The organism is Herbaspirillum sp. 3R11, from assembly GCF_004563925.1.
GTDB lineage: Bacteria > Pseudomonadota > Gammaproteobacteria > Burkholderiales > Burkholderiaceae_D > Herbaspirillum.
In genome coordinates this window covers 55,408-77,733 of sequence record NZ_SPNJ01000006.1, presented here as the reverse complement: position 1 = coordinate 77,733, position 22,326 = coordinate 55,408, and the positions used below count along the sequence as shown (strand labels likewise).

At 62.9% G+C, this 22,326-nt stretch carries 23 protein-coding genes; 17 read left to right on the top strand and 6 right to left on the bottom strand.

Annotated features, from left to right (window positions below; translation table 11 throughout):
* The first annotated feature begins 97 nt into the window (after positions 1 to 97).
* The 10 genes from E4P32_RS22445 to E4P32_RS22400 all read left to right on the top strand — a co-directional run bounded on the left by E4P32_RS22445 (position 98) and on the right by E4P32_RS22400 (position 10,688).
* Entirely contained in the window at positions 98 to 1,594 is a 1,497-nt protein-coding gene (locus tag E4P32_RS22445; protein ID WP_116436130.1) for an amino acid racemase, read from the top strand.
* A 5-nt stretch (positions 1,595 to 1,599) separates the two neighbouring features.
* Entirely contained in the window at positions 1,600 to 1,830 is a 231-nt protein-coding gene (locus E4P32_RS22440; protein WP_135008782.1) for a hypothetical protein, read from the top strand.
* A gap of 345 nt (positions 1,831 to 2,175) precedes the next feature.
* Positions 2,176 to 3,684: an ABC transporter substrate-binding protein gene (locus E4P32_RS22435; RefSeq protein WP_116436128.1), complete on the top strand. Its 1,509-nt coding sequence runs from the start codon at positions 2,176 to 2,178 to the stop codon at positions 3,682 to 3,684.
* 99 nt (positions 3,685 to 3,783) lie between these two features.
* On the top strand, positions 3,784 to 4,722 hold the full coding sequence (locus E4P32_RS22430; protein ID WP_116436127.1) for an ABC transporter permease: 939 nt from the start codon (positions 3,784 to 3,786) through the stop codon (positions 4,720 to 4,722).
* A 20-nt stretch (positions 4,723 to 4,742) separates the two neighbouring features.
* On the top strand, positions 4,743 to 5,636 hold the full coding sequence (locus tag E4P32_RS22425) for an ABC transporter permease (RefSeq protein WP_116436126.1): 894 nt from the start codon (positions 4,743 to 4,745) through the stop codon (positions 5,634 to 5,636).
* Positions 5,637 to 5,648: 12 nt separating this feature from the next.
* Entirely contained in the window at positions 5,649 to 6,626 is a 978-nt protein-coding gene (locus E4P32_RS22420) for an ABC transporter ATP-binding protein (protein WP_116436125.1), read from the top strand.
* Positions 6,627 to 6,636: 10 nt separating this feature from the next.
* On the top strand, positions 6,637 to 7,596 hold the full coding sequence (locus E4P32_RS22415) for an oligopeptide/dipeptide ABC transporter ATP-binding protein (RefSeq protein ID WP_116436124.1): 960 nt from the start codon (positions 6,637 to 6,639) through the stop codon (positions 7,594 to 7,596).
* 39 nt (positions 7,597 to 7,635) lie between these two features.
* Positions 7,636 to 9,261, top strand: coding sequence for a gamma-glutamyltransferase family protein (locus E4P32_RS22410; protein WP_116436123.1), 1,626 nt, complete (start codon positions 7,636 to 7,638; stop codon positions 9,259 to 9,261).
* Positions 9,262 to 9,307: 46 nt separating this feature from the next.
* Entirely contained in the window at positions 9,308 to 10,093 is a 786-nt protein-coding gene (locus E4P32_RS22405) for a GntR family transcriptional regulator (protein ID WP_116436122.1), read from the top strand.
* A gap of 88 nt (positions 10,094 to 10,181) precedes the next feature.
* Positions 10,182 to 10,688, top strand: a complete 507-nt coding sequence (locus E4P32_RS22400) for a hypothetical protein (protein WP_116436121.1) — start codon at positions 10,182 to 10,184, stop codon at positions 10,686 to 10,688.
* A 30-nt stretch (positions 10,689 to 10,718) separates the two neighbouring features.
* Here E4P32_RS22400 and E4P32_RS22395 read toward each other — a convergent pair whose 3' ends face one another.
* The 6 genes from E4P32_RS22395 to E4P32_RS22370 form a co-directional block, all read right to left on the bottom strand.
* A complete protein-coding gene (locus tag E4P32_RS22395) occupies positions 10,719 to 11,009 on the bottom strand; it encodes a type II toxin-antitoxin system RelE/ParE family toxin (RefSeq protein WP_116436120.1) in 291 nt (96 codons plus the stop codon).
* Positions 11,002 to 11,247, bottom strand: coding sequence for a type II toxin-antitoxin system ParD family antitoxin (locus tag E4P32_RS22390; protein ID WP_116436119.1), 246 nt, complete (start codon positions 11,245 to 11,247; stop codon positions 11,002 to 11,004). Before E4P32_RS22390 ends, E4P32_RS22395 begins: the two co-directional genes overlap by 8 nt.
* 187 nt (positions 11,248 to 11,434) lie before the next feature.
* Positions 11,435 to 11,803: a DUF3325 domain-containing protein gene (locus E4P32_RS22385; RefSeq protein ID WP_116436118.1), complete on the bottom strand. Its 369-nt coding sequence runs from the start codon at positions 11,801 to 11,803 to the stop codon at positions 11,435 to 11,437.
* Positions 11,803 to 13,443 (bottom strand): PepSY-associated TM helix domain-containing protein, encoded by a 1,641-nt coding sequence (locus tag E4P32_RS22380; protein WP_167747554.1) that lies wholly within the window; start codon positions 13,441 to 13,443, stop codon positions 11,803 to 11,805. Before E4P32_RS22380 ends, E4P32_RS22385 begins: the two co-directional genes overlap by 1 nt.
* Complete coding sequence (locus tag E4P32_RS22375; RefSeq protein ID WP_116436117.1) at positions 13,440 to 13,730, bottom strand: DUF3649 domain-containing protein; 291 nt, start codon at positions 13,728 to 13,730, stop codon at positions 13,440 to 13,442. Before E4P32_RS22375 ends, E4P32_RS22380 begins: the two co-directional genes overlap by 4 nt.
* Positions 13,731 to 13,780: 50 nt before the next feature.
* Positions 13,781 to 15,967 carry a TonB-dependent siderophore receptor gene (locus E4P32_RS22370; protein ID WP_116436116.1) on the bottom strand — a complete coding sequence of 729 codons (2,187 nt, stop codon included), beginning with the start codon at positions 15,965 to 15,967 and terminating at the stop codon, positions 13,781 to 13,783.
* Between the two features lie 290 nt (positions 15,968 to 16,257).
* Here E4P32_RS22370 and E4P32_RS22365 point away from each other — a divergent pair, with 290 nt between their 5' ends.
* The 7 genes from E4P32_RS22365 (at position 16,258) to E4P32_RS22335 (ending at position 22,324) form a co-directional block, all read left to right on the top strand.
* Positions 16,258 to 17,139 carry a MurR/RpiR family transcriptional regulator gene (locus tag E4P32_RS22365; protein ID WP_167735733.1) on the top strand — a complete coding sequence of 294 codons (882 nt, stop codon included), beginning with the start codon at positions 16,258 to 16,260 and terminating at the stop codon, positions 17,137 to 17,139.
* Positions 17,140 to 17,411: 272 nt separating this feature from the next.
* A complete protein-coding gene (locus E4P32_RS22360; protein WP_116436114.1) occupies positions 17,412 to 18,734 on the top strand; it encodes an aspartate aminotransferase family protein in 1,323 nt (440 codons plus the stop codon).
* A 55-nt stretch (positions 18,735 to 18,789) separates the two neighbouring features.
* Positions 18,790 to 19,695 carry a glutamate/aspartate ABC transporter substrate-binding protein gene (locus tag E4P32_RS22355; protein WP_116436113.1) on the top strand — a complete coding sequence of 302 codons (906 nt, stop codon included), beginning with the start codon at positions 18,790 to 18,792 and terminating at the stop codon, positions 19,693 to 19,695.
* Between the two features lie 33 nt (positions 19,696 to 19,728).
* On the top strand, positions 19,729 to 20,295 hold the full coding sequence (locus E4P32_RS22350) for a carboxymuconolactone decarboxylase family protein (RefSeq protein ID WP_116436112.1): 567 nt from the start codon (positions 19,729 to 19,731) through the stop codon (positions 20,293 to 20,295).
* Positions 20,296 to 20,322: 27 nt separating this feature from the next.
* Positions 20,323 to 21,057 (top strand): amino acid ABC transporter permease, encoded by a 735-nt coding sequence (locus E4P32_RS22345; RefSeq protein ID WP_116436111.1) that lies wholly within the window; start codon positions 20,323 to 20,325, stop codon positions 21,055 to 21,057.
* Positions 21,058 to 21,072: 15 nt separating this feature from the next.
* Positions 21,073 to 21,756 carry a glutamate/aspartate ABC transporter permease GltK gene (gltK, locus tag E4P32_RS22340; RefSeq protein ID WP_116436110.1) on the top strand — a complete coding sequence of 228 codons (684 nt, stop codon included), beginning with the start codon at positions 21,073 to 21,075 and terminating at the stop codon, positions 21,754 to 21,756.
* A gap of 214 nt (positions 21,757 to 21,970) precedes the next feature.
* Positions 21,971 to 22,324 (top strand): hypothetical protein, encoded by a 354-nt coding sequence (locus E4P32_RS22335; protein WP_116436109.1) that lies wholly within the window; start codon positions 21,971 to 21,973, stop codon positions 22,322 to 22,324.
* Positions 22,325 to 22,326: the final 2 nt, after the last annotated feature.

The window sequence follows — 22,326 nt, the reverse complement described above, 5'->3', positions numbered from 1 at the left end:
ATGCGTTGGCGACATAACCTTCGTACTACTTTGCATAGCGTTGCGCGCTGCAGCGATTATGCTCGGCACATAGAACAACATCCGTGCGAGCGTATCCATGAAAGTCGAACAAATCCAGCGAGCAATGTCGGTCGGCGTGATCGGCGGTCTCGGCGCCATCGGCAGCGCGGACCTGTACGCAAAAATGACGCGCACCGCCGCCAAGACAGCGGTGAAAGACCGCATCAAGGTGCTGTTCGGCCAGCAGGCCTTCGACGACGCCGACATGGCCGGCGCCGAGAACGCCCAGACCAACACCCGCAAGCTCTACGTGTTCGACATGCTGCGCGAGTTCGAGCAGCGCCGCACCAGCGCCGTGCTGCTGCCCTGCTTCATCAGCCATACCTTCATCGACGAAGTGCAGGCCGAGATCGGCGTGCCCATCATCGACATGGTCGCCGCGATCCGCCGCCACCTGATGCAGCGCCTGCCCAAGTTGCAGAAGATCGGCGTGCTGACCTCCAGCTACGTGCGCAAGAAGGCGCTGTTCGAGAAGTATTTCGCCGATGACTGCGAGCTGCTCTACCCCTCCGCCGTGATGCAGCACGCCTGCCTGATGCGCGCCGTCTACGGCACCACCGGCATCAAGAACGGCTACCTCGACGGCGAGTCGATCGACCTGCTGTACCGCGCCTGCAAGGATTTGCTCGACCAGGGCGCGCAGGTCATCGTGCCCGGCATGACCGAGATCGCCACCGTGGCCGAGGCGCTCAGCGCGCGCGGCATTCCCATCATCGACACCAACCAGATCTATGCGGAATCGGCATTGAGCTTCCAGACCGAACAGGTGGGACGCTCGTTCAAGATCGGCGTGGTCGGCGGCGTCGGTCCGGCGGCCACGGTCGACTTCATCGAGAAGGTCATCAGGAACACGCCGGCCGCGCGCGACCAGGACCACATCAAGCTGGTGGTCGAACACAATCCCAAGATCCCGGACCGCACCGACAACCTGATCGGCGACGGCGCCGATCCGACCGTGGCGATCTACGCCGCCTGCAAGCGCCTTGAGAACGACAACGCCGACATCATCGCGATCCCGTGCAACACCGCGCACGCCTTCGTCGAACGCATCCAGTCCTACCTGTCGATCCCGATCGTCAACATGCTGTCGGAAACCGTCAGCTACATCGAGAAGCGCCACGGCGACAAAAGCTGCATCGGCCTGCTGGCGACCTCCGGCACCATCGCCAGCCGCGTCTATCAACAGGCCGTCGACCAGAACAGCGGGCACAACAACGGGCAAAGCAAATTCAGCATGATCGTGCCCGACGCCGAGCACCAGGCGCTGGTCATGGACGTCATCTACGGCGAGCAAGGCGTGAAAGCCGGCTTCGTCAACGACGCCGTGCGCGCCAAGCTGCAACAGGCCATCGCCCACCTGGTCGCCCAAGGCGCCGATGTCATCGTGCTGGGCTGTACCGAGTTGCCGCTGCTGATCGCTCAGAACGACAAGTTCGACGTCGGCGGCAAGAAAGTCCCGGTGCTCGATCCGACCGAAATCCTGGCACGCCGTTGCGTCGCGCTGGCCAGCCCGCAAGGGCGCAAGGCGGCGTGAAGGCAATGGACAAGGTCGCCGGGACGGCGGCGTTCCGGCGCTTCCTCGGCAAGGAGCTGGGGCGCTGCGCCCGCGGCGGCTACGCCGATGCGGTGTTGGCCCGTTACCGAAGTTTGTCTGCGGCAGCGGGGCTGGACGAGGCGGATGCGCAAGAGCACGCGCAACTGTTCAACCGTCTGTATACGCGTTGGCGTTGGCAAACTGCAACAATGCAGGTTTTGCGGCGACGGCGTTGAATCGGCCTCAAATCGGCACATTGCGAGCCTGAACTCATGCGCCGCACCATTTCGGTGGCGCGGCATGCATTCAGGCCGGCAATTGCACCAGCGGCGCGCCCACGCTCGCGTTTAACATTTCTTTTTTGACAATTGTCAGGTCTGGTTTCTTCGCCTCGGACAGTCCGTGTCCGGCGGTTTCTTGTGCGTCGCAATGGCGCTCCGGACAAGGCTTTCCCGCCTTCCGGCCAATTAAATATCCGGCTTTCCCGACGCTTTACTCTGCCCTCCATCCCCAGCCTGTGGCACGATAAATGCATGTCTACTTTGATGTATACATTGGTGCCTACATTTAAAGGAACAACGATGAGCCAGAACTTTCCTCCGTTTTCACGTCTTTTTGGACGTCTTGTTGCCGCCGGTCTGCTGAGCGGCGCAGCGCTGTCGGCCTCGGCCGCGGTCATCAACATTTCGCTGGACGACGATCCGGGCAAGCTCGATCCGACGCAGTCGTCGATGATCGCCGAGCGCATCGTCTATCAGAGCATCTTCGACAAGCTGGTGGATCTCGACGAGAGCGGCAAGATCATCCCCATGCTGGCGCAGCGCTGGACCATTTCCGACGACCAGAAAACCTACACGCTGTACCTGCAAAAGGGCGTGAAATTCCAGGACGGCACGCCGTTCAACGCCAAGGCGGTGGAATTCAACCTGCTGCGCGGACAGGAGAAAGCCTCCCTGCGCCGCAATGAGCTCAAGTACATCAAGCAGATCACCGTGGTCGACGACAGCACCGTCAAGCTCGAACTGACCACGCCGTTCGCCCCGTTCATGTCGATCCTGACCGATCGCGCCGGCATGATGTCGTCGCCGGACGCCGTCAAGAAATACGGCGACGACTACGTCAACAATCCGGTCGGCACCGGCCCCTTCATCTACAAGGGCCGCCTCAAGGGCGCCACCATCACGCTGGAAAAGAATCCGCACTACTGGCAAGCCGGCCTGCCGAAAGTCGACGGCGTCACCTACAAGATCATGAGCGACGTCAATGTCGCCTTCAACAACCTGCGCAGCGGCCAGCTCGACATCACCAATCGTTTTCCGTACAAGGAAATCACCAACATCGACGCCGGCGCCAAGTACACCGTCATCAACAAGCCGTCGCTGGGCTTCCGCGGTTTTTACCTGAACGCGTCCAAGCCGCCGTTCGACAAGAAGGAAGTGCGTGAAGCCGTCGACATCCTGATCGACCGCAACGCCATCGCCAAGGTGGTCTACAACGGCGCCGTCGCCGCCGCGCACTCGCCGTTCAGCAAGGCTCAGTTCGCCCATGGCGAAGCCGACACGCCGCCGAAAGTCGACCTCGCGCGCGCCAAGGCGCTGTTGAAAGCAGCCGGCAAGGAAGCCGGTTTCAGCTTCCGCCTGACGCTGCCGACCACGCCGTATGAATCGCAGGTCGGCCAGATGATCCAGGGCATGCTGCGCCCGGCCGGCATCAGCGTCACACTGGAAAAAGCCGAGCTGGCCACACAGATCGAAGCGGGCAAGGCCGGCACGCATGAGGCGCTGTTCGTCGGCTGGAGCGGTCGTCCCGATCCCGACCAGAACGTCTATGACTTCACTGTCACCAATGGCTCGCTGAACTATTCCAAGTTCGGCACCAAGGAAATCGACGACTTGCTGCAACAGGCGCGCCTGGAAAGCAACGAGACCAAGCGCAAGGCGTTCTATGACCAGGCCATGCAGATCCTGGTGAAGGAAGTGCCCTACGTTTACCTGAACCACGACAACGTGCTGTTCGGGATCTCGAAGGCCATCAAGGGCTTCAAGCTGGTGCCGGACGGCGTGATCCGCACGGCCACGCTGTCGAAGTAATCAGCGGATAGTCGTCATGATTGCCGCCGCAGGCGAGGGCCTGCGGCGGCAATGCTTCCGGCCACATTGCATGCATTACCCGAGCTTCCCATATCACCCATGTCACCACTGATCAAACGCATCCTGCTGGTCATCCCCACCCTGCTGCTGGTCAGCATGGTGATCTTCTCGCTGCTGGCGATTTTGCCGGGCGATCCGGTGACCGCCATCCTCGGCCTGGAAGCCACACCCGAAGCCGCGGCGGCGCTACGCCTCCAGCTCGGCCTCGACGACCCGCTCTACGTGCAATACGCGCACTGGCTGTGGAATGTGCTGCATGGCGACCTCGGACGTTCCTTCATCGACCGCACGCCGGTCATCGACGTGCTGATGCAGCGCCTGCCGGTGACCATCGAACTGGCGGTCGGCAGCTTCGTCGTCGGCATCCTGATCGCGGTGCCGGCCGGCATCCTGTCGGCGGTGCGTCCGCGCGGCATCGCCAATTACTTCACCACGCTGGTGGCGCTGTTCGGCATGTCGGTGCCGCACTTCTGGCTGGGCATGATGTTCATCATCCTGTTCGCGGTCAAGCTGGGCTGGCTGCCGGCCTCGGGCTATGTGCCGTTCACCGAGGACTGGCGCGGCAACCTGGCGGCGATGTGCATGCCGGTGCTGGCGACCGGGCTGCGCGAGTCGGCGATCCTGATGCGCATGGTGCGCAGCAGCCTGCTCGAAGTACTCAATGAAGATTACATCCGCACAGCCTTCTCCAAAGGCCTGCGCGACTGGCAAGTGGTAATCGGCCACGCGCTGCGCAATGCGCTGATCCCGGTGGTCACGGCCAGCGGCCTGATGGTGTCGGTGCTGCTGGGCGGGCTGGTGATCACGGAAAGCATTTTCGCCATTCCGGGCATGGGCAAGATGATCGTCGATTCCATCTTCCAGCGCGACTACGTCATGGTGCAGGGCGGTGTGCTGGCCGCTGCGCTGATGGTGGTGATCGTCAACCTGGCGGTGGACGTGCTGTACACCGTCATCGATCCGCGCATCGAAAGGTGACCGCCAACATGAAAGCAAATATGGATCAGGCCATCGCCACACCATCCAACGCAGCGGACGCCCTGCCCCGCCAACAACGCTTCACCGGCCTGCGCCGCTTCGCCGGCAATCGTCTCGCCGTGCTGGGTGCCGCCATCATTCTGCTGCTGGTGCTGATCGCGATTTTTGCGCCGTTGCTGGCGACGCACGATCCGATCTTTGACCAGGACTACGGCAACCTGTTGTCGAGCCCCGATACCACGCACTGGATGGGCACCGACGATCTCGGCCGCGACATTTTTTCGCGCATGCTGTACGGCGCGCGCATCTCGCTGCAGGCAGCCCTGATCGCGGTCGGCCTGGCCTTCTGCGTCGGCGTGCCGGTCGGCATCGCCAGCGGCTACTTCCGCGGTTTCTGGGATGAGTGGGTGGTGATGCGCATCGTCGACGCGCTGCAGGCCTTTCCGCCGCTGATTCTCGCGCTGGCACTGGCGGCGGCGCTGGGCGGCGGTTTCTACAACGCCATGGCGGCGGTCGGCATCGGCTTCGCGCCGGCTTTCATCCGGCTCGCGCGCGGCCAGGCGATGAGCATCCGCAATCTCGACTACGTCATGGCGGCGCGCTCGGTCGGCGCCGGCCACCTTCGCATCATGTGGCGTTACGTGCTGCCGAATGCGATGGCGCCGCTGATCATCCAGGCCACCTTCGCGATGGGTTCGGCCATCATCGCCGAAGCGGGTTTGTCCTACCTCGGCCTCGGCGCCCGTGCGGAAGATCCGAGCTGGGGCTCGATGCTGCACATCGCGCAAGGCTACCTGAACACCAATCCGACGCTGGCGCTGTGGCCGGGCGTGGCGATCTTTGCGGTGGTGCTGGGTTTCAATTTGCTGGGCGACGGCATCCGTGAAGTGTTCGACCCGAAACTGTATCGATAGAGAGAACCGGCCATGTTGGAAGTAAACAATCTCAAAGTCGAATTCGTCCGCAACGGCAAGCGCGTGGCGCCGGTCGACGGCGTGTCATTCTCGGTCGGTGCCAATGAAACCGTTGGCCTGCTGGGCGAATCCGGCTGCGGCAAGAGCGTCACCGCGCTGTCCATCCTGCGGCTGTTCCCGATGGCCAGCAAGGCGCAGCTGAGCGGCTCGGTGCAATACAACGACGGCGTCAAGCTCACCAACATGCTGGAAGCCGACGACGCCACCTTGCGCAGCATGCGCGGCAAGGAGATCGCCATGATCTTCCAGGAGCCGATGACTTCGCTCAACCCGCTGCATCGCATCGGCCACCAGCTGCGCGAGATGCTCAAGGTGCACGGCAAGCTGAGCCGCAAGGAAATCGACGCGCAGGTCATCGCCATGCTGCAACGGGTCGGCCTGCCGCGCGCCGAGCAACTGGTTGACGATTATCCGCACAGCCTCTCGGGCGGCATGCGTCAGCGCGTGATGATCGCCATGGCGCTGCTGTGCAATCCCGGCCTGCTGATCTGCGACGAGCCCACCACCGCGCTCGACGTCACTATCCAGGCGCAGATCCTCGACCTGATGCGCGCGCTCAAGCGCGAGCACGGCACCGCGATCCTGATGATCACGCACGACCTCGGCGTGGTCGCTGAAATGTGCGACCGCGTGGTGGTCATGTATGCCGGCCAGGTGGTCGAGCAAAGCAGCGTGCGCGACCTGTTCGACGCGCCCGCCCATCCTTATACGCAAGCGCTGATGCGCGCGCGGCCGGCGCTGGACGCCGCGCCGGGCGAGCCGCTGGAAGCGATCCCCGGCTCAGTGCCGCTGCCGGGTTCGGTGGAATTCGGCTGCCGTTTCGCCGCGCGTTGTCCGAAGGTGCAGGAGCGTTGTTATCGCGATGCGCCGACGCTGGACAACGTAGGCGCAGGCAATGGCCATCTGGCGCGTTGCTGGTATCCGAATTGAAGAGGCCGACATGAGTTCCGCTCCCCTGCTCCAGGTCTCCGGCCTGAAAAAACACTTCGCCGCCAGCAAGCGCGGCGCCTCGCCGGTCAAGGCGGTCGACGACGTCTCCTTCGCCATCGAGGAAGGCAAGACGCTCGGCCTGGTCGGCGAATCCGGCTGCGGCAAGTCGACCACCGGCCGCAGCGTGCTGCGCCTGATCGAGCCGACCGCCGGAAGCGTCAATTTCATGGGCGAAGAAATTTCGACACTGTCTTCCTCTGTCCTGCGCGCCATGCGCCGCAACATGCAGATGGTGTTCCAGGATCCGTTCGCTTCGCTCAATCCGCGCATGACCATCGGCGAGGTATTGGAAGAGCCGCTGATCGTGCACGGCCTGTTCGACCGCGCCACGCGCAAGCGCAAGGTCGCCGAAATCCTCGATGTGGTGGGCTTGAACCAGGCCTATGCGAGTCGCCATCCGCATGAATTTTCCGGCGGCCAGCGCCAGCGCGTCGGCATCGCGCGCGCCATCATCACGCGGCCGAAACTGGTGGTCGCCGACGAAGCGGTGTCCGCACTCGACGTCTCGATTCAGGCGCAAATCCTGAACCTGCTGCAAGAGCTGCAGAAGGAATTCGCCCTCACCTATCTGTTCGTCTCGCACGACCTCGCCGTGATCCGCCACGTCAGCGACAGCATCGGCGTGATGTACCTCGGCCGCATGGTCGAGTACGGCAGCTGCGAGAGCGTCTACAGCGCGCCCAAGCATCCCTACACGCAGGCGCTGCTGTCGGCGATCCCGCGCGAACATCCGGACCAGGTGCGCCAGCGCATCGTGCTGCAAGGCGGCATCCCCAATCCGGCGTCGCCGCCGGCGGGCTGTCATTTCCATCCGCGCTGCGCGTCCTGCATGGATATCTGCAAAACTGAAACGCCGCCCAATATCGAGACCGCGCCGGGCGAGTATGTCGCCTGTCACCTATACCGTTAAACTTTCTCCTTCGTCCAGATCAGAAACCGAAAGCATCCGATGCCCACTTTCAACGCCAATCACTATCCCTACGCTTCCCGCCGCAGCGCGGTCTTCGCCAATCGCGGCATGGTCGCGACCGGCCAGCCGCTGGCCGCACAAGCCGGCCTGCAAGTGCTGCAAGCTGGCGGCAACGCGATTGACGCTGCGATTGCAGCTGCCGCAGCATTGACCGTGGTCGAGCCGACTGCCAACGGTATTGGCGGCGACGCCTTTGCGCTGATCTGGCACAAGGGCCAGCTGCACGGCCTCAACGCCAGCGGCCCGGCGCCGAAGGCGATTTCGCTCGACGCGCTCAGCGCGGCCGGTCACAAGAACGTGCCGAAGTACGGCGCCCTGCCCGTCACCGTACCCGGCACGCCATCGGCTTGGGCCACGATGGCCGAGCGCTTCGGCCGCCTGCCGCTGTCGCGTTCCATGGCCGGCGCCGTCAGCCTGGCGCAGGACGGCTTCCCGGTGTCGCCGATGGTGGCGGTGGCATGGCAGCAGGCTTACAAGAATTTCACGCGCGAATTCAAGGACGATCATTTCAAGGCGTGGTTCGATACCTTCGGTGCGCTCGACGGTTCCGGACGCGCGCCGAATGCCGGTGAAGTCTGGCGCTCGCCGGGTCACGCCGCGACGCTGCAATCGATTGCCGACGACAACGCACGCAGCTTCTACCAAGGTGCGCTGGCCGAAAAAACCGCCGCCTTCGTGCGTGCCGCCGGCGGCTACCTGGATGTCTCCGACCTCGCCGATTACCGGCCGGAATGGGTCGATCCGATCCGCGCCAACTATCGAGGCTACGACGTCTGGGAAATCCCGCCGAATGGCCACGGCCTGGTCGCCTTGCTGGCGTTGAACATGTTGAAGGGTTTCGACTTCAGTGAGCGCGACACCCTGCTCACCTACCACCGCCAGATCGAAGCGATCAAGCTGGCGTATGCCGACGGCCTCGCCCACATTGCCGACAGCGGCCACATGCGCGTCTCCGTCAAGGATTTGCTGTCGGACGCCTATGCCGACGAGCGCCGCAAGCTGATCGGTGCGCGCGCCGCCTTGCCGGCGCCGGGCGAACCGCCGCGCGGCGGCACCGTGTACCTGTGCACCGCCGACAACGAAGGCAACATGGTGTCCTTCATCCAGAGCAATTACATGGGCTTCGGTTCGGGCCTGGTGGTGCCGGGCACCGGCATCTCGCTGCACAACCGCGGCAACAATTTCACGCTCGACGCCGCCCATCCGAATTGCCTGGCGCCGGGCAAGCGGCCGTATCACACCATCATCCCGGGCTTCCTCACCAAGGACGGCGCAGCGGTCGGTCCGTTCGGCGTGATGGGCGGTTTCATGCAGCCGCAAGGCCACGTGCAGATGGTGATGAACACGGTCGACTTCGGCCTCAATCCGCAGTCGTCGCTGGACGCGCCGCGCTGGGAATGGGAAAGCGGCAACAAGGTCAGCATCGAGCACACCACGGCCGAGCACCTGTTCCGCGGCCTCGGTCCGGCTGGGCTCGGACATGAAGTCAGCTGGTCCGGCAACCAGCTCGGTTTCGGCCGCGGCCAGATCATCTGGCGCGACGCCAACGGCGTGCTGTGCGGCGGCACCGAACCGCGCAGCGACGGTTGCGTGGCTGCCTGGTAGTTTCAAGCAGTTAGTTTCACCTCACTCTGGAAAAGGCTGTGCGCCCATGCATGCTTCACCCGATCCGTCGCTGATGGACAGCGTCGCCGCAGAGCCGGTCAAGTCGTCGTCGTTGCCGGAGTACGTCTACGCACGCCTGCGCGAAGACATTTTCGAGATGCGCCTGCTGCCCGGCGACCAGGTTACCGAGACCGAAGTCGCGGCCTACTTCAAGGTCTCGCGCACGCCGGTGCGCGAGGCGTTGCAACGCCTGCAAAGCGACGGCCTGATGCAGGGCTACGTGCGCGGCGGCTGGGAAGTGGTGCCTATGGATTTCAAGCGCTTTGCCGACTTGTATGAGTTGCGCCAGCTGATCGAGGTGCATGCGGTGACGCGCCTGTGCGCCGGCCATGTGGATGGCAAGCACACCGTCGACATGGCGCAGATCGAGGCGCTCAAGGCGGACTGGTGCGTGCCGGTCGGGCAGCGCCTGAGCGACGGCCGCGCCGCCGCCGCGCTCGACGAAGCCTTCCACCAGACGCTGGTGCGCGCCACCGGCAACCAGGAAATGGCGAGCGCCTTCGACCGCCTCACCGACCGCATCCGTATCGTGCGCCGGCTCGATTTCGTCTACGGCGATTGCGTCGGATCGACCTACGAGGAACATGCTGCTATCCTTGCGCAAATCGACGCCCGCGCCGGCGATGAAGCTGTCAGATTGATAACGGAGCACATCGACGGCAGCCACGCGGAAGTCAACCAGATCACCCTGCATCGCCTGCACAGCGCGCGCGCCTCCGCCGCGACCGAGCGCCTGCCCTACGTCACCGTGAGGGTCATGCGTTCATTCTGAGCAAGCTCTGCGAGCATCGTCTTTGCACCTGTTTTTGTCGCCAGCAATTTACTGTTGTTGTCAGCCACATTACATGAAGGAGTAAGACATGCTCGGATTGACCTCGCTCGGCATCATCCACACGGCCATCGCTCTGGTGGCCGTCGTCACCGCCCTCATCATCCTCGCTCGGGAACACCGTATCCGCTACGCCACCAACGCCGGCAAGCTCTACGTGCATGCCACCGTGCTGACCAGCCTGACTTCGCTGGGCATCTTCCAGCATGGCGGCTTCGGTAAACCCCATGCGCTGGCGCTGATCACGCTGGCGACCCTGGCGATTGCGCGCGCGGCCATCCGCACCACCTGGTTCGGCCGCCGCAGCGCTTACGTGGAGATGGTCGCGTACTCGGCCACGGTGCTGTTCCATTTCATTCCTGCGCTGACCGAAACCGGCACGCGCCTGCCGGTCGGCGCACCGTTCTTTGCCAACGCGGAAGACCCGCTGCTGAAGATGCTGACCGGCGCGCTGGTGCTGGTGTTTTTGGTGGGGGCGACGCTGCAGGTGGTGTGGCTGGGACGGCGGGAGACGTCGATGCAGGTTCCGGCTGCATAGCGGGCGCAGTGCCGGCTCCTGCTGCTGCAATCAAAGATGCCGGGAAACATCCATCAGATCGTGCAGTATCCGAACGATTGCAACCCCATAGGTCGTGACACGGAAATAGATCATGTGCCGCCCCACGCTTCGACGACGATAACCGGGACGAATATGGTCACATGCTGGTGCTGCCTGTGGCGCTTGCGCCAACTCATCAAAGGCCAGCGTCATAATGTCCGTGTAGCGATCCGCTTGCTCGGTGCCCCACTTCATGCGGGTATAAGTCCAAATCGCCTCCAGGTCACGCTCGGCAGCGGGTGCAAGACGGTATTCAGCCATGCTTGGCTGACATTCTCTGCTTGAATGCGTGGGCGTCGAAGGGGCGGGGTTCTCCACTGGATTCGCCTTCGATCAGCGCAGCCCGGATAGTGTCGAGTTCGATACTGCGTTCCTGTTCACGTCGGATCAGATCGCGTATGTATTCGCTGTCGTTTGTATAGTGGCCGGCGTCAATCTGTGCTTTGATCCAGCTATCCTGCTTGTCCGTCAATGTAATGGTTTTGCGTACGGTTCCCATGAGGCGATCTCCCGGTAGGTATCAATAGTGTGATGAAAATCATACTATCGGTGCATTATTGCGCACACGTGCTCAAAATGCTAGTGCAGGAGTTGAAATGATCGCTCGATGAATGCGTTTTCGCAGAAGTTCGAACTATTAAGGATTATTTAATAGTTCGAAACGGGCTCGCATCGACTGTCTAAGCCTAGGCCGCCAACACAGCAAGCGTCAGCAGCCCAGCCAGCCACAACACCGGCTTGCCCGTGCGCGGCACCGACTTGGGCGCGTAGCACAGCTGCAGCACCAGCAGCAGGGCGGCGACGGTCATGGTGCCGAGCCAGGCCACCGGCCCGATGCCCCAGCCGCTGTCGCGCACGCACACGGCGAAGGCCGCCGTCAGCGCCAGCGTACCGAGCCAGCGGCCGCGCTTGCGCCGGACTGCGCTCGGCTCAGTGCCGCGGCCGTTGATGTCGGCGTAGTGGCGGTCCATCGCCAGGCTCAGCGCCACCCAGGCGCTGTAGGTCAGCGCCAGCGTTGCCAGGAAGGGCAGCGGGATCAGGTCCGTCATGTTCATCACGCGGCCTCCTGCAGCTTGGCTTCGGATGTTTCTTGCGGCTCTTGCACACCTTGCTTGCCGGCTTTCTTTGGAGCTTTCTTCTTGCGGCCGAGATGCCATGCCGCGAGCGCGAGCGCAATCCCCAATGCCAGCACCGTCAGATCAAAACCGGCCACCGACCATGGACCTTGCGCCATGAACAGCGTCACGCCCAGGTGCGACGAGGTGGTGAAGACGTTGAGCACCGGGATGCCCATGAAGAGCAGGGCGCCTACCCACAACTGCCATTGCCACATGCGGCGGTCGGGACGGATCTGCGCCAGCACGGCGGCCACGCCCCAGGCGATGAAGAACCAGCTGATCTCGGCGTCGGGCCGCTTGGGCATCGCTACCGGCAGTAGGCGGTTGGCCCAGAAGTAAGCGGCGAAGGCGATCGGCAGGCCGGCGATGGCGCCGATGTTGAGCGCTTCCACCAGGCGCAGGCCGAAGCCGACGCGCCCACCTGCGGCGAGTTTCTTGGCGTAGCCCTGGCGCGTCTTGACCGCCCACAGCAACGCGCCGGTGGCGACCATGGCGCAGCCCGACAGCCCGCACAGGAAGAACAGCACGCGCAGCAGCGGGTTGGCGAAATGGCCGATGTGCAGTCCGTACAGCACGCCGCGGGTGGCGTTGGCGCCGCCGATGTCTTCATTGTCGGCGCTGACCAGCGCACCGGTGACGCCGTTGAATTGCACGCTCGGCTGGATGTAGTTCAGTCCTTTTTCTTCCTGGCGGCGAATTTGAACGGTCGCGTTGGCGTCGCCCGGATGATTGATCGTGATGCCCACCGCAGGGATGCCGTTCCAGCGTTGCTCGGCTTGCGCCAGCAGCGGTTGCAGCGGCGTCAGCGGCATCGGCTTGCCGGCGGGTTTGCCGTTCTTGGCGCTCGGGAAGACGTCGGCGAAGAAGCTCTCCTGGTTGCCCTTGTAGGCGGTCTGGATGCCCCACGGCATGTACATGAACATCAGCGTGACCAGGCCGGTGTAGGTGATCATCAGGTGGTAGGGCAGGGCCAGCACGGCAGTGGCGTTGTGCGCGTCGAGCCAGGAGCGCTGGCCCTTCTTCGGACGGAAGGTGAAGAAGTCCTTGAAGATGCGCTTGTGCGTGATCACGCCGCTGACGATCGCCACCAGCATGAACATGGCACAGAAGCCGACGATCCAGCGCGCCCACAGCGGCGGCATGTAATGCAGGTCAAAATGCAGGCGGTAGAGGAATTCGCCGCCGCGCGTCTCGCGCACGTCGGGCATTTTTTCGCCGGTGAGCGGATCGATGATCTGGCTGGTGAACTTGCCGCGCGTCTTCAGCGGCGCATCCTTGGGCGGCGGATTGATCCAGCCGATGCGCAGCGCCGTGCTGCGTTCGGCCGGCAGCGTGATGAACCAGCGCGAGGCATCCGGCGCCTTGCTTTGCAACGCGGTCAGCGCGGTTTGCACGGCCTGCGCATTGGTGATGGGCGCACTGTGCGAAGCATGCAACTCGGGCTTCATCCACAGCGTGATTTCTTCGCGGAAGTAGGATGCCGTGCCGGCGCAGAACACCAGGAACAACACCCAGCACACCAGCAGGCCGGACCAGGTGTGCAGCCATGCCATCGATTGGCGGAAACCTTCTTTCATGCCATGCTCCGCTGTATCAATAAACCTGCGCCGAGCAGCACGCCCGGCGCCACGATCCCGCCCCACGCACGCCACGCCGTACGCGCGGCGAACACCCACAGCACCGCGCAGCAAAACACGATGAACGACAACAGCGTGGCGGTGATCACCGCTTCGGCAGGTTGCATCGGCAACACCACGGCAAGCAGGGCGGCGGCCACGGCGGAGAGCACGTAACCGCCGCCGATGGCGGCCACTGCGCGCGAGGCGACGGCAAGACGATAACGAAGGGAGGGATTCAGGTTCATTTTTTACTTGATGATGATGTGGCGTCGGCTACGTCGTATTTCCAATTGCATTACCAGCCATACGACAGCGTTGCCGTCGCCGTGCGGCCTTCGCCGTACAGGCAGTAAGTGGTGGAACAGATGCCGGGGTAATACACTTTGTCAAACAGGTTCTGGATGTTGAAGGCCAGGCGTGCGCCCTTGAGTTTCGGATCCAGTTTCGCCAGGTCGTAACGCAACATCGCATCGACCAGGGTGAACGACGCGATCTTTTGCGTGTTGCCGGCGTCGAGCCACATTTTACCGGTGTAGCGTGCACCCGCACCGAAGCCGAGACCGTTCAACGGACCGTTCTTCACCTCGTAGTCGGCCCACACCGATGCCGTATGCGGCGCCAGCGAGGTCGGCGCCTTGTCCTGCGCCGGTGCACTGGCCTTCAGGTATTTGCCAGCGGTGTAAGCGTAGGCGGCGGTCAGGTTGACGCCGCTTTCCAGCGTCAGCTTGGCTTCCAGTTCGATGCCCTGGGTGCGCAATTCACCGGTCTGTACCGAGCAGGTGGTGGATCCGGCGCAGACGTGTGTCGGATCCGGATCGGTCATGGTGTTGTTCTTCTGCTTCTGTTGATACACCGCAGCAGAAAACAGCGCGTTGTACGCCTTCGGCTGATAGCGCACGCCGGTTTCATACAGCACGCCCTTGGTCGGGATGAACGGCTTGCCGAAGAAGTCGGTGCCGCTGAGCGGTTCGAAAGATTCCGAATAGCTCACGTAGGGCGCGACGCCATTGTCGAACAGGTACAGGGCCGCCAGGCGTTTGGTGAACGCGCTGTCTTCCAGCTTGGCCGTGGTGGCGAGGGTGCTCTGATTGCGGGTGCTGGTACGCGCCTGCTCATAGCGGCCGGCCAGCGTGAAGCGCCAGTTGCCCAGGGCCGCCTGATCTTGCAGGTAGACGCCGGGGCGCTCCTGCTTTTGCAGGGTCGGTACGGCAAAGGTGTACGCCGAGGTCGGCAGGGTGCCGTACACCGGATTGAAAATGTCGATCGACCGGGCCGTGGCGCTGGCCGAACGCGTGTCTTCTTCATACTGCGAGTAGTCGAAACCGACCAGGCTGGTGTGTTTGACCGGACCGGTGTCGAATTTTGCTTCCAGATGGGTGTCGACGTTGGTGGTCTGGCTTTGGCGCCAGGCTTGCGACGCCGAACGCAACACCGTGCGATTGTCGGCCTGCAGGTTGGCGAAACTGGTCGGCGAGATCGCGCGCGAATAGGCGTTGACGTCGGTGAAGCGGAAGTTCTGGCGCAATGTCAGCGCATCGTTGAAGCGGTGCTCGAACGCATAACCGACGGCGTGTTGCTCACGTGTATAGATGTTGTAATCCGGTTCGCCGAGATTGCGGTCGCGGGCAATCTGGCCGAGCGGATTCACAAACAGCGTGCCTTTGGAGGGTATGAAATTGCGCGGGCTCAGGTCTTCGCTCAGGTAATGCGCCAGCAGCGTGAAGCTGGTGTCGGCGGACGGCCGCCAGGTGATGGCCGGCGCGAAGTAGCGGCGGTTGTTCTTGACGCCGTCGACACTGGTGCCGGCCTCGCGGATCAGGCCGTTGAGGCGGTAGCTGAGCTTGCCGTCTTCATCGATGGCGCCGCCGATATCGAAGGCGGCCTGCTTGCGGTCGAAGCTGCCGTATTGCACTTGCAGTTCACGGATCGGTTCCGCGGTGGGGCGCTTGCTGACCGAGTTGGCGATGCCGCCCGGCGCGTTGGTGCCGTACAGCACCGAGGCCGGGCCGCGCAATACTTCGACGCGCTCCAGGCCCCAGGTTTCGGTACGCATGGTGACGGCGCCGCCGCCACCCGAATAGACCACGCGCAGGCCGTCCAGATATTGCGACGCGAAGAAGCCGCGAATGTATTGCCAATCGCCGTTGGGGTCGGGGTAGGGGGCGCCGACGCCGGGGGTGTAGGCCAGCGCCTCGGTCAGGTTTTGTGCGCCGCGTGTGTTCATTTCGTCACGCGTGACGACAGATACCGACTGCGGCGTTTCCAGCAATGGCGTTTCGGTCTTGCTGCCGGTCAGGGTCTTCTTTGCGACGAAGCCGCTGACCGGACCGGTGGCGGTCTGGTCGGTGGTGGCGGTGACGCTGACTTCCGGCAGGGTGCCGGCGGCTTCTTGTGCGGACGCGGCGTTGGCGATGCAAAACAAGGCGGCGGCCACGGCGGCTGAAACAGCCGTCGGCCGCGCGTTGAACGAGCGGTATGACATGGTGGATTCCCTCTAAGTTATCGTGGTCCTGTGCCTGGCAACGATAAAATCGGGAGCTGGGTATCTGGAGTAAGTCGCTGAATTATTTGGTTTTTATCTCGACTTATTCCTAGATGATAACAATTCTTATTCCAAATGTCATCCCTGACGGTATGCGGCACGGGGGCCAGAAATGAAACCAATGTTGCACGCGCCTGCGCCGCTGCAATTTGTGAAACAATGCAGCCTCGCCGATCTATTCATCCACGCCTACGCCCGCCATGACGGATTCCACCGCTGCCCACGCTGACATTCCCGCCAATTTCGCCGAACTCGACGCCCTGATCCGCGCCAACTACGCCGACATGCGCCCGCAGTTCCAGGCCGGCGCCGCCTTCCTGCTCGACAATCCGGGTGAGGTGGCGGTGTCGACCATGCGCGCGGTCGCCACGCGTGCGGGGGTGCAGCCGTCGACGCTAGTGCGGCTGTCGCAATACCTGGGCTTTCCCGGCTGGGGGGAGCTGCGCGCGCTGTTCGTCGAGCGCCTGGCGGTCACGCCCAAGGCCTACGCCTACAAGGCGCAGAGCCTGGTCAAGCGCAACAACAGCGACATCCTGATCGCCGAAATCTTCCAGGCCCAGCGCGCCAACCTCGATGCTTCCGAGCCGAAGAACGCCGACGAACTGCTGCGCGCCGCGCGCACGCTGACCAAGGCGCGCCACGTGCATATCGCCGGCTTCCGCGCGGCGTATTCGGTGGCCTTCATGCTGGAATATCTGTATCGCCTGTTCCGCCCCAGCGTCACGCTGATCAAGGGCACAGCCGGTTCGCTGGCGATGGAGCTGCGCGCCGTCGCGCCGCAGGACGCAACGATCGTCATCAGTTTTGCGCCATATTCGATCGAAGCGGTGCAAGTGGCCGACGCCGCCAAGCGCGCCGGCAGCAAGCTGATCGCGCTGACCGACAGCGCAGTGGCGCCGATCGCGCTGCAGGCCGATCACACCATCCTGTTCTCGCATGAAAGCCCGTCGTTTTTCCCGTCGATGGCGGCTGCCATTGCAGTGGCGGAAAGCCTGATCGAACTGGTGATTTCGCTCGACGACGACAAGGCCGTCAAGCGCCTGGAGCACGCCGAGGAAGAGCTGTACCAGAGCGGCGCTTATGTGAATCACGTGAAAGCCGGCAACAAGTAAGTTGCTCGACCAGTTCACGTTGCAACATCCACTGCAACAAGTGTTGCGGCAATGATTTCCCCCGTCCTGATCCACCACGATGCCCCCGCAGTGCCCGGAGGCGCTGTCTTTACGCGCCGTTCGATGACGATTCGCGAGACGACCTGATTTGGTGCGGAGTTACGCCGCAATGCACCAAAAAGTGCGTAATAAAGTATTTATGCAACAAACGTTGCAAAAGCATTTCTTTCAATTTATAGTTGGCCCCAATTCGAACGCACAAGGCCAGCTTCATGACACACGTCTTCCATCGTTATCCAAAAATGAACCTGCCGGTCGCCACGGCGGGCGAGGGCATCGAGCTGATCGACAGCAAGGGCAAGCGTTACCTCGACGCCTGTGGCGGCGCGGCGGTGTCCTGTCTGGGCCACGGTCATCCGCGCGTACTGGCGGCGATCCACAAGCAGGTTGACGAGCTGGCTTACGCGCACACCTCGTTCTTTACCACCGCCGTCGCCGAACAACTGGCCGACGAACTGAGCGCGTCGGCGCCGGGCGACCTGAATCACGTGTACTTCCTGTCGGGCGGTTCGGAAGCGGTGGAGGCGGCGCTCAAGCTGGCGCGCCAGTACTTCGTCGAGAACGGCCAAAAGCAGCGCCGCCACTTCATCGCGCGCCGCCAGAGCTATCACGGCAACACGCTCGGCGCGCTGGCCATCGGCGGCAACGCCTGGCGTCGCGAAGCTTTCCTGCCGCTGCTGACGCCGTCGCATCACGTCGCGCCGTGCTATGCCTACCGCGAGCAGCTAAGCGGCGAATCCGACGCGCAGTACGTGCAACGCCTGGCCGACGAACTGGAAGCCAAGATCCTCGAGCTCGGCGCCGATGAGGTTGCCGCTTTCGTCGCCGAGACCGTGGTCGGCGCCACCGCCGGCGCGGTGCCGCCGGTGGGGGACTATTTCAAGAAGATCCGCGCCGTCTGCGACAAGTACGGCGTCCTGCTGATCCTCGACGAAGTCATGTCCGGCATGGGCCGTACCGGTCATCTGTACGCCTGCGCCGAAGACGGCATCGCACCTGACATCCTGGTCATCGCCAAGGGCCTGGGCGCCGGCTACCAGCCGATCGGCGCCATGATCGCCAGCGACCGCATCTACAACACGGTGGTCGGCGGCAGCGGCTTCTTCCAGCACGGCCATACCTACATCGGCCACGCCACCGCCTGCGCCGCCGCGCTCGCTGTGCAACAAACGATTCGCGAAGAACAGCTGCTGCAGAACGTGCAGGCGCGCGGCGAACAACTGCGCGCCCGCCTGCGTGAAGTCTTCGCCAACCATCCGAATGTGGGCGACGTGCGCGGCCGCGGCCTGTTCGTCGGCGTCGAACTGGTGGCCGATCGCGACAGCAAGCAGCCGCTCGATCCGGCGCGCCGCACGCACAGCCGCGTCAAGAGCGAAGCCATGCAGCGCGGCCTGCTGGTGTATCCGATGGGCGGCACCGTCGACGGCCGCCAGGGCGACCACATCCTGATCGCGCCGCCGTTCATCAGCACCGCCGCCGACATCGACGCCATGGTTGAACGCCTGGTTCCGGCCGTCGACGCAGCACTCGCATAAATCAATAACAAACACTCAAGCAGCACCCATCTACATCTTCAGGAGAGGAAGCGCCATGAAAAGATTTACTTACCCGCTGCTTGCATTGTTGTCCACGCTGGCCTGTGCGAGCACCGTGCACGCCGCCGACGCCGGCCTCGGTCCGACGCTGCAAAAGATCAAGGACGGCAACGTCATCGCCATTGGCCACCGCACCAGCTCGATTCCGTTTTCCTACTACGATGAAAACCAGAAGGTGGTCGGCTATTCGCAAGACCTGTGCAACAAGGCCATCGACGCGGTCAAGGCCAAGCTGAACCTGCCCAACCTGGAAGTGCGCATGATCCCGGTGACTTCGCAGAACCGCACGCCGCTGCTGCAGAACGGCACCATCGATCTGGAATGCGGCGTCACCAGCAACCTCAAGGATCGCTGGCAGCAGGTCTCCTTCAACACCACCTTCTTCGTCGCCAGCAGCCGCATCCTGACGCGCAAGGACAGCGGCATCAAGGACTTCCCCGACCTCGCCGGCAAGGCCGTCGTGACCAACGCCGGCACCACCTCGGAACGTCTGCTGCGCACACTCAACGAGCGCCGCAAGATGAACATGCAGATCCAGAGCGCCAAGGACTACGGCGAAGCCTTCCTGATCCTGCAATCGGGCCGCGTCGCCGCCTACGTGATGGACGACATCCTGCTGGCCGGTGCGCGCACCACCGCGCAAAAGCCCAACGACTGGCTGCTGACCGGCACGCCGTTCGGCGCCGAACCGTACGGCTTCATGGTGCGCAAGGACGACCCGCAGTTCAAGCAGCTGGTCGACGGCGCGCTGAGCGGCCTGATGAAGAGCGGCGAGATCAACCGCATGTACGCCAAGTGGTTCACTTTCCCGATTCCGCCGAAGAACATCAGCTTCAATTTCCCGATGCCGGAAGACGTGAAAAAGCTGTACGCCAATCCAAGCGACAAACCGATGGATTAAGCTGAACGCTTTTATTCACTCCGGAGCAACCACATGAGCCAATCACGCCTGCCCGTATTCGACGCAGCCCACGCCACGCCCGACCAGAAAGCGCTGCTCGACGACATCCTGTCGGGCCCGCGCGGCAATCTCAACGGGCCGTTCGTGAGCTGGATCCACAGTCCGGAATTCGGCCAGCTGGCGCAAAAGCTCGGCGCCTACTGCCGCTATGAAACCGGCCTGCCGCTGCGCTTGTCCGAGCTGGCGATTCTGGTCACCGCGCAGCAATGGCAGTCGCAGGCCGAGTGGTACATCCACCTGCCGATCGCGGTCGACGCCGGTCTGTCCGCGGACGTCGCCGAGCAGATCCGGCAGGGCAAGACACCGGTGTTTGCGCTGGAAGACGAACGCGTGATCTGGTCCTTCGCCACCGAGCTCGGTCAGCGCAAGCGCGTCACCGATGCGACCTATGCGCGTGCGCTGGAATTGTTCGGCATCAAGGTGGTGGTCAACCTGATCGGGCTGCTCGGCTACTACGCGCTGGTGGCGATGACGCTCAACGTCTTCGGCATGCGCGCCGAAGGCCAGAGCTCGCTGCCTTTTACTGAACCGCCGGCCTGAGCGCTGCGCACATCCTGAGAACACCACATGGACTACCGCTGGAACTGGAGCGTCTTCCTCCACCAGGCCGCCGACAACCAGACCTACGCCGACTGGCTGCTGTCGGGTTTGTCGGTGACGCTGGCGCTCGGCTTGTCGGCCTGGTGCCTTGCCCTGGCGCTGGGCACCGTGCTGGGCATCATGCGCACGCTGCCCAATCGCTGGCTGCGCGGCGCGGCGGCAACCTATGTCGAACTGTTCCGCAACGTGCCGCTGCTGGTGCAAGTCTTCATCTGGTATTTCGCCATGCCCGAGGTGCTGCCGTTCGGCATTGGCGACGACATCAAGAGCATGAGCCCGCTGGCGCAGCAGTTCACCACCGCCATGCTGTGCCTGGGCTTCTTCACCGCCGCGCGCGTGTGCGAACAGGTGCGCTCGGGCATCGGCGCCTTGCCGCCGGGACAAAAGAATGCCGGGCTGGCGGTCGGCTTCACGCTGGCGCAGACGTATCGCTATGTGCTGCTGCCGATGTCGTTCCGCATTATCTTGCCGCCGCTGACATCGGAGTTCCTGAACATCTTCAAGAACTCGGCGGTGGCCTCCACCATCGGCCTGCTGGAACTCGCCGCGCAAGGACGCCAGCTGGTCGACTACACCGCGCAACCGTATGAAGCCTTCATCGCCGTCACGCTGACCTACATGCTGATCAACATCACGCTCATGATGCTGATGCGCCGGCTCGAAAGCCGTGTTGCGCTGCCGGGCTTCGGCGGCGGAAAATAGACAGGGCGCACGGTCATGAGCTATCAATTCGATTTCAGTTCCATCACGCCCGCAGCCATTCAGGTGCTCGGCCATGGCATGGCGATCTCGCTGCAGATCACCGCCACCGCAATCGCGTTCGGGATCGTCTGGGGCACGCTGCTGGCGATGATGCGGCTGTCGTCGTCGAAGCCGTTGCAGTGGTTCGCCAGCGGCTACGTCAACCTGTTCCGCTCGATACCGCTGGTGATGGTGCTGCTGTGGTTCTTCCTGATCGTGCCGCAGCTGCTGCAGAAGGTGTTCCACCTGTCGGCGTCGAACGACCTGCGGATGATCTCGGCGCTGGTGGCGTTTTCATTGTTCGAGGCGGCCTACTATTCCGAAATCATCCGCGCCGGCATCAAGAGCGTGGCGCGCGGCCAACTCGCTGCGGCGTTCGCACTGGGATTGACCTACACGCAGACGATGCGCCTGATCATCTTGCCGCAGGCGTTCCGCAACATGGTGCCGTTGCTGCTGACGCAAGGCATCATTTTGTTCCAGGACACGTCGCTGGTGTACGTCAGCGCGCTGGCGGATTTCTTTGGTCGCGCCTACAGCATCGGCGAACGTGACGGCCGCATCATCGAGCTGCTGTTCTTCGCCGGGGCGGTGTATTTCGCGATCTGCTTCAGCGTGTCGCTGTGCGTCAAACGCTTTCAGAAAAAAGCGGCGGCGTAGCAGACAGACAATGCCGGCAGGCATCCTCGCGTCGGGTAGGTTGGCCAATGTGATTTTCGACAATCTTTCTAGCAAAACATCGAACGATCGATCTATAAAACGAGATTCAAAAACTATTCTCAATTCGACCTTGCACTTGGTCTTTATCTTGACTAGATTGGGTATTCCATCAGAAAAACAGCGCACTTATCTGTCGACCAAAAGGAGCACAGTAATGAGTCCTGCATCTGTCGCAACGGAAGACCGTTCATCCATCTACACCAGCGCCATCGGCGTTAATCTCCCTCCCCGGCCGCACCGCCGACGCGAGCGTCTCGACATCACGTTGCTGGAAATAGATCCGCGCGAAGTGGTGGAAGGCATGGTGCTCGACAACGGCATGTTCCTCGCACCCGATCCGATTCCGGTCGGCACCATGCGCGAGACTTGCCCGCATTGCGAAGGCGTCGCACTCCAGCTGGTGCTGCGCCGCCATCAGGTCAAACGCTCGCACCTGTTCTGCGACCACTGCACGCGTTGCTACGACGCCTTGTGCGACGATGGTTATTCGATACTCGGGATAGTCTGAAC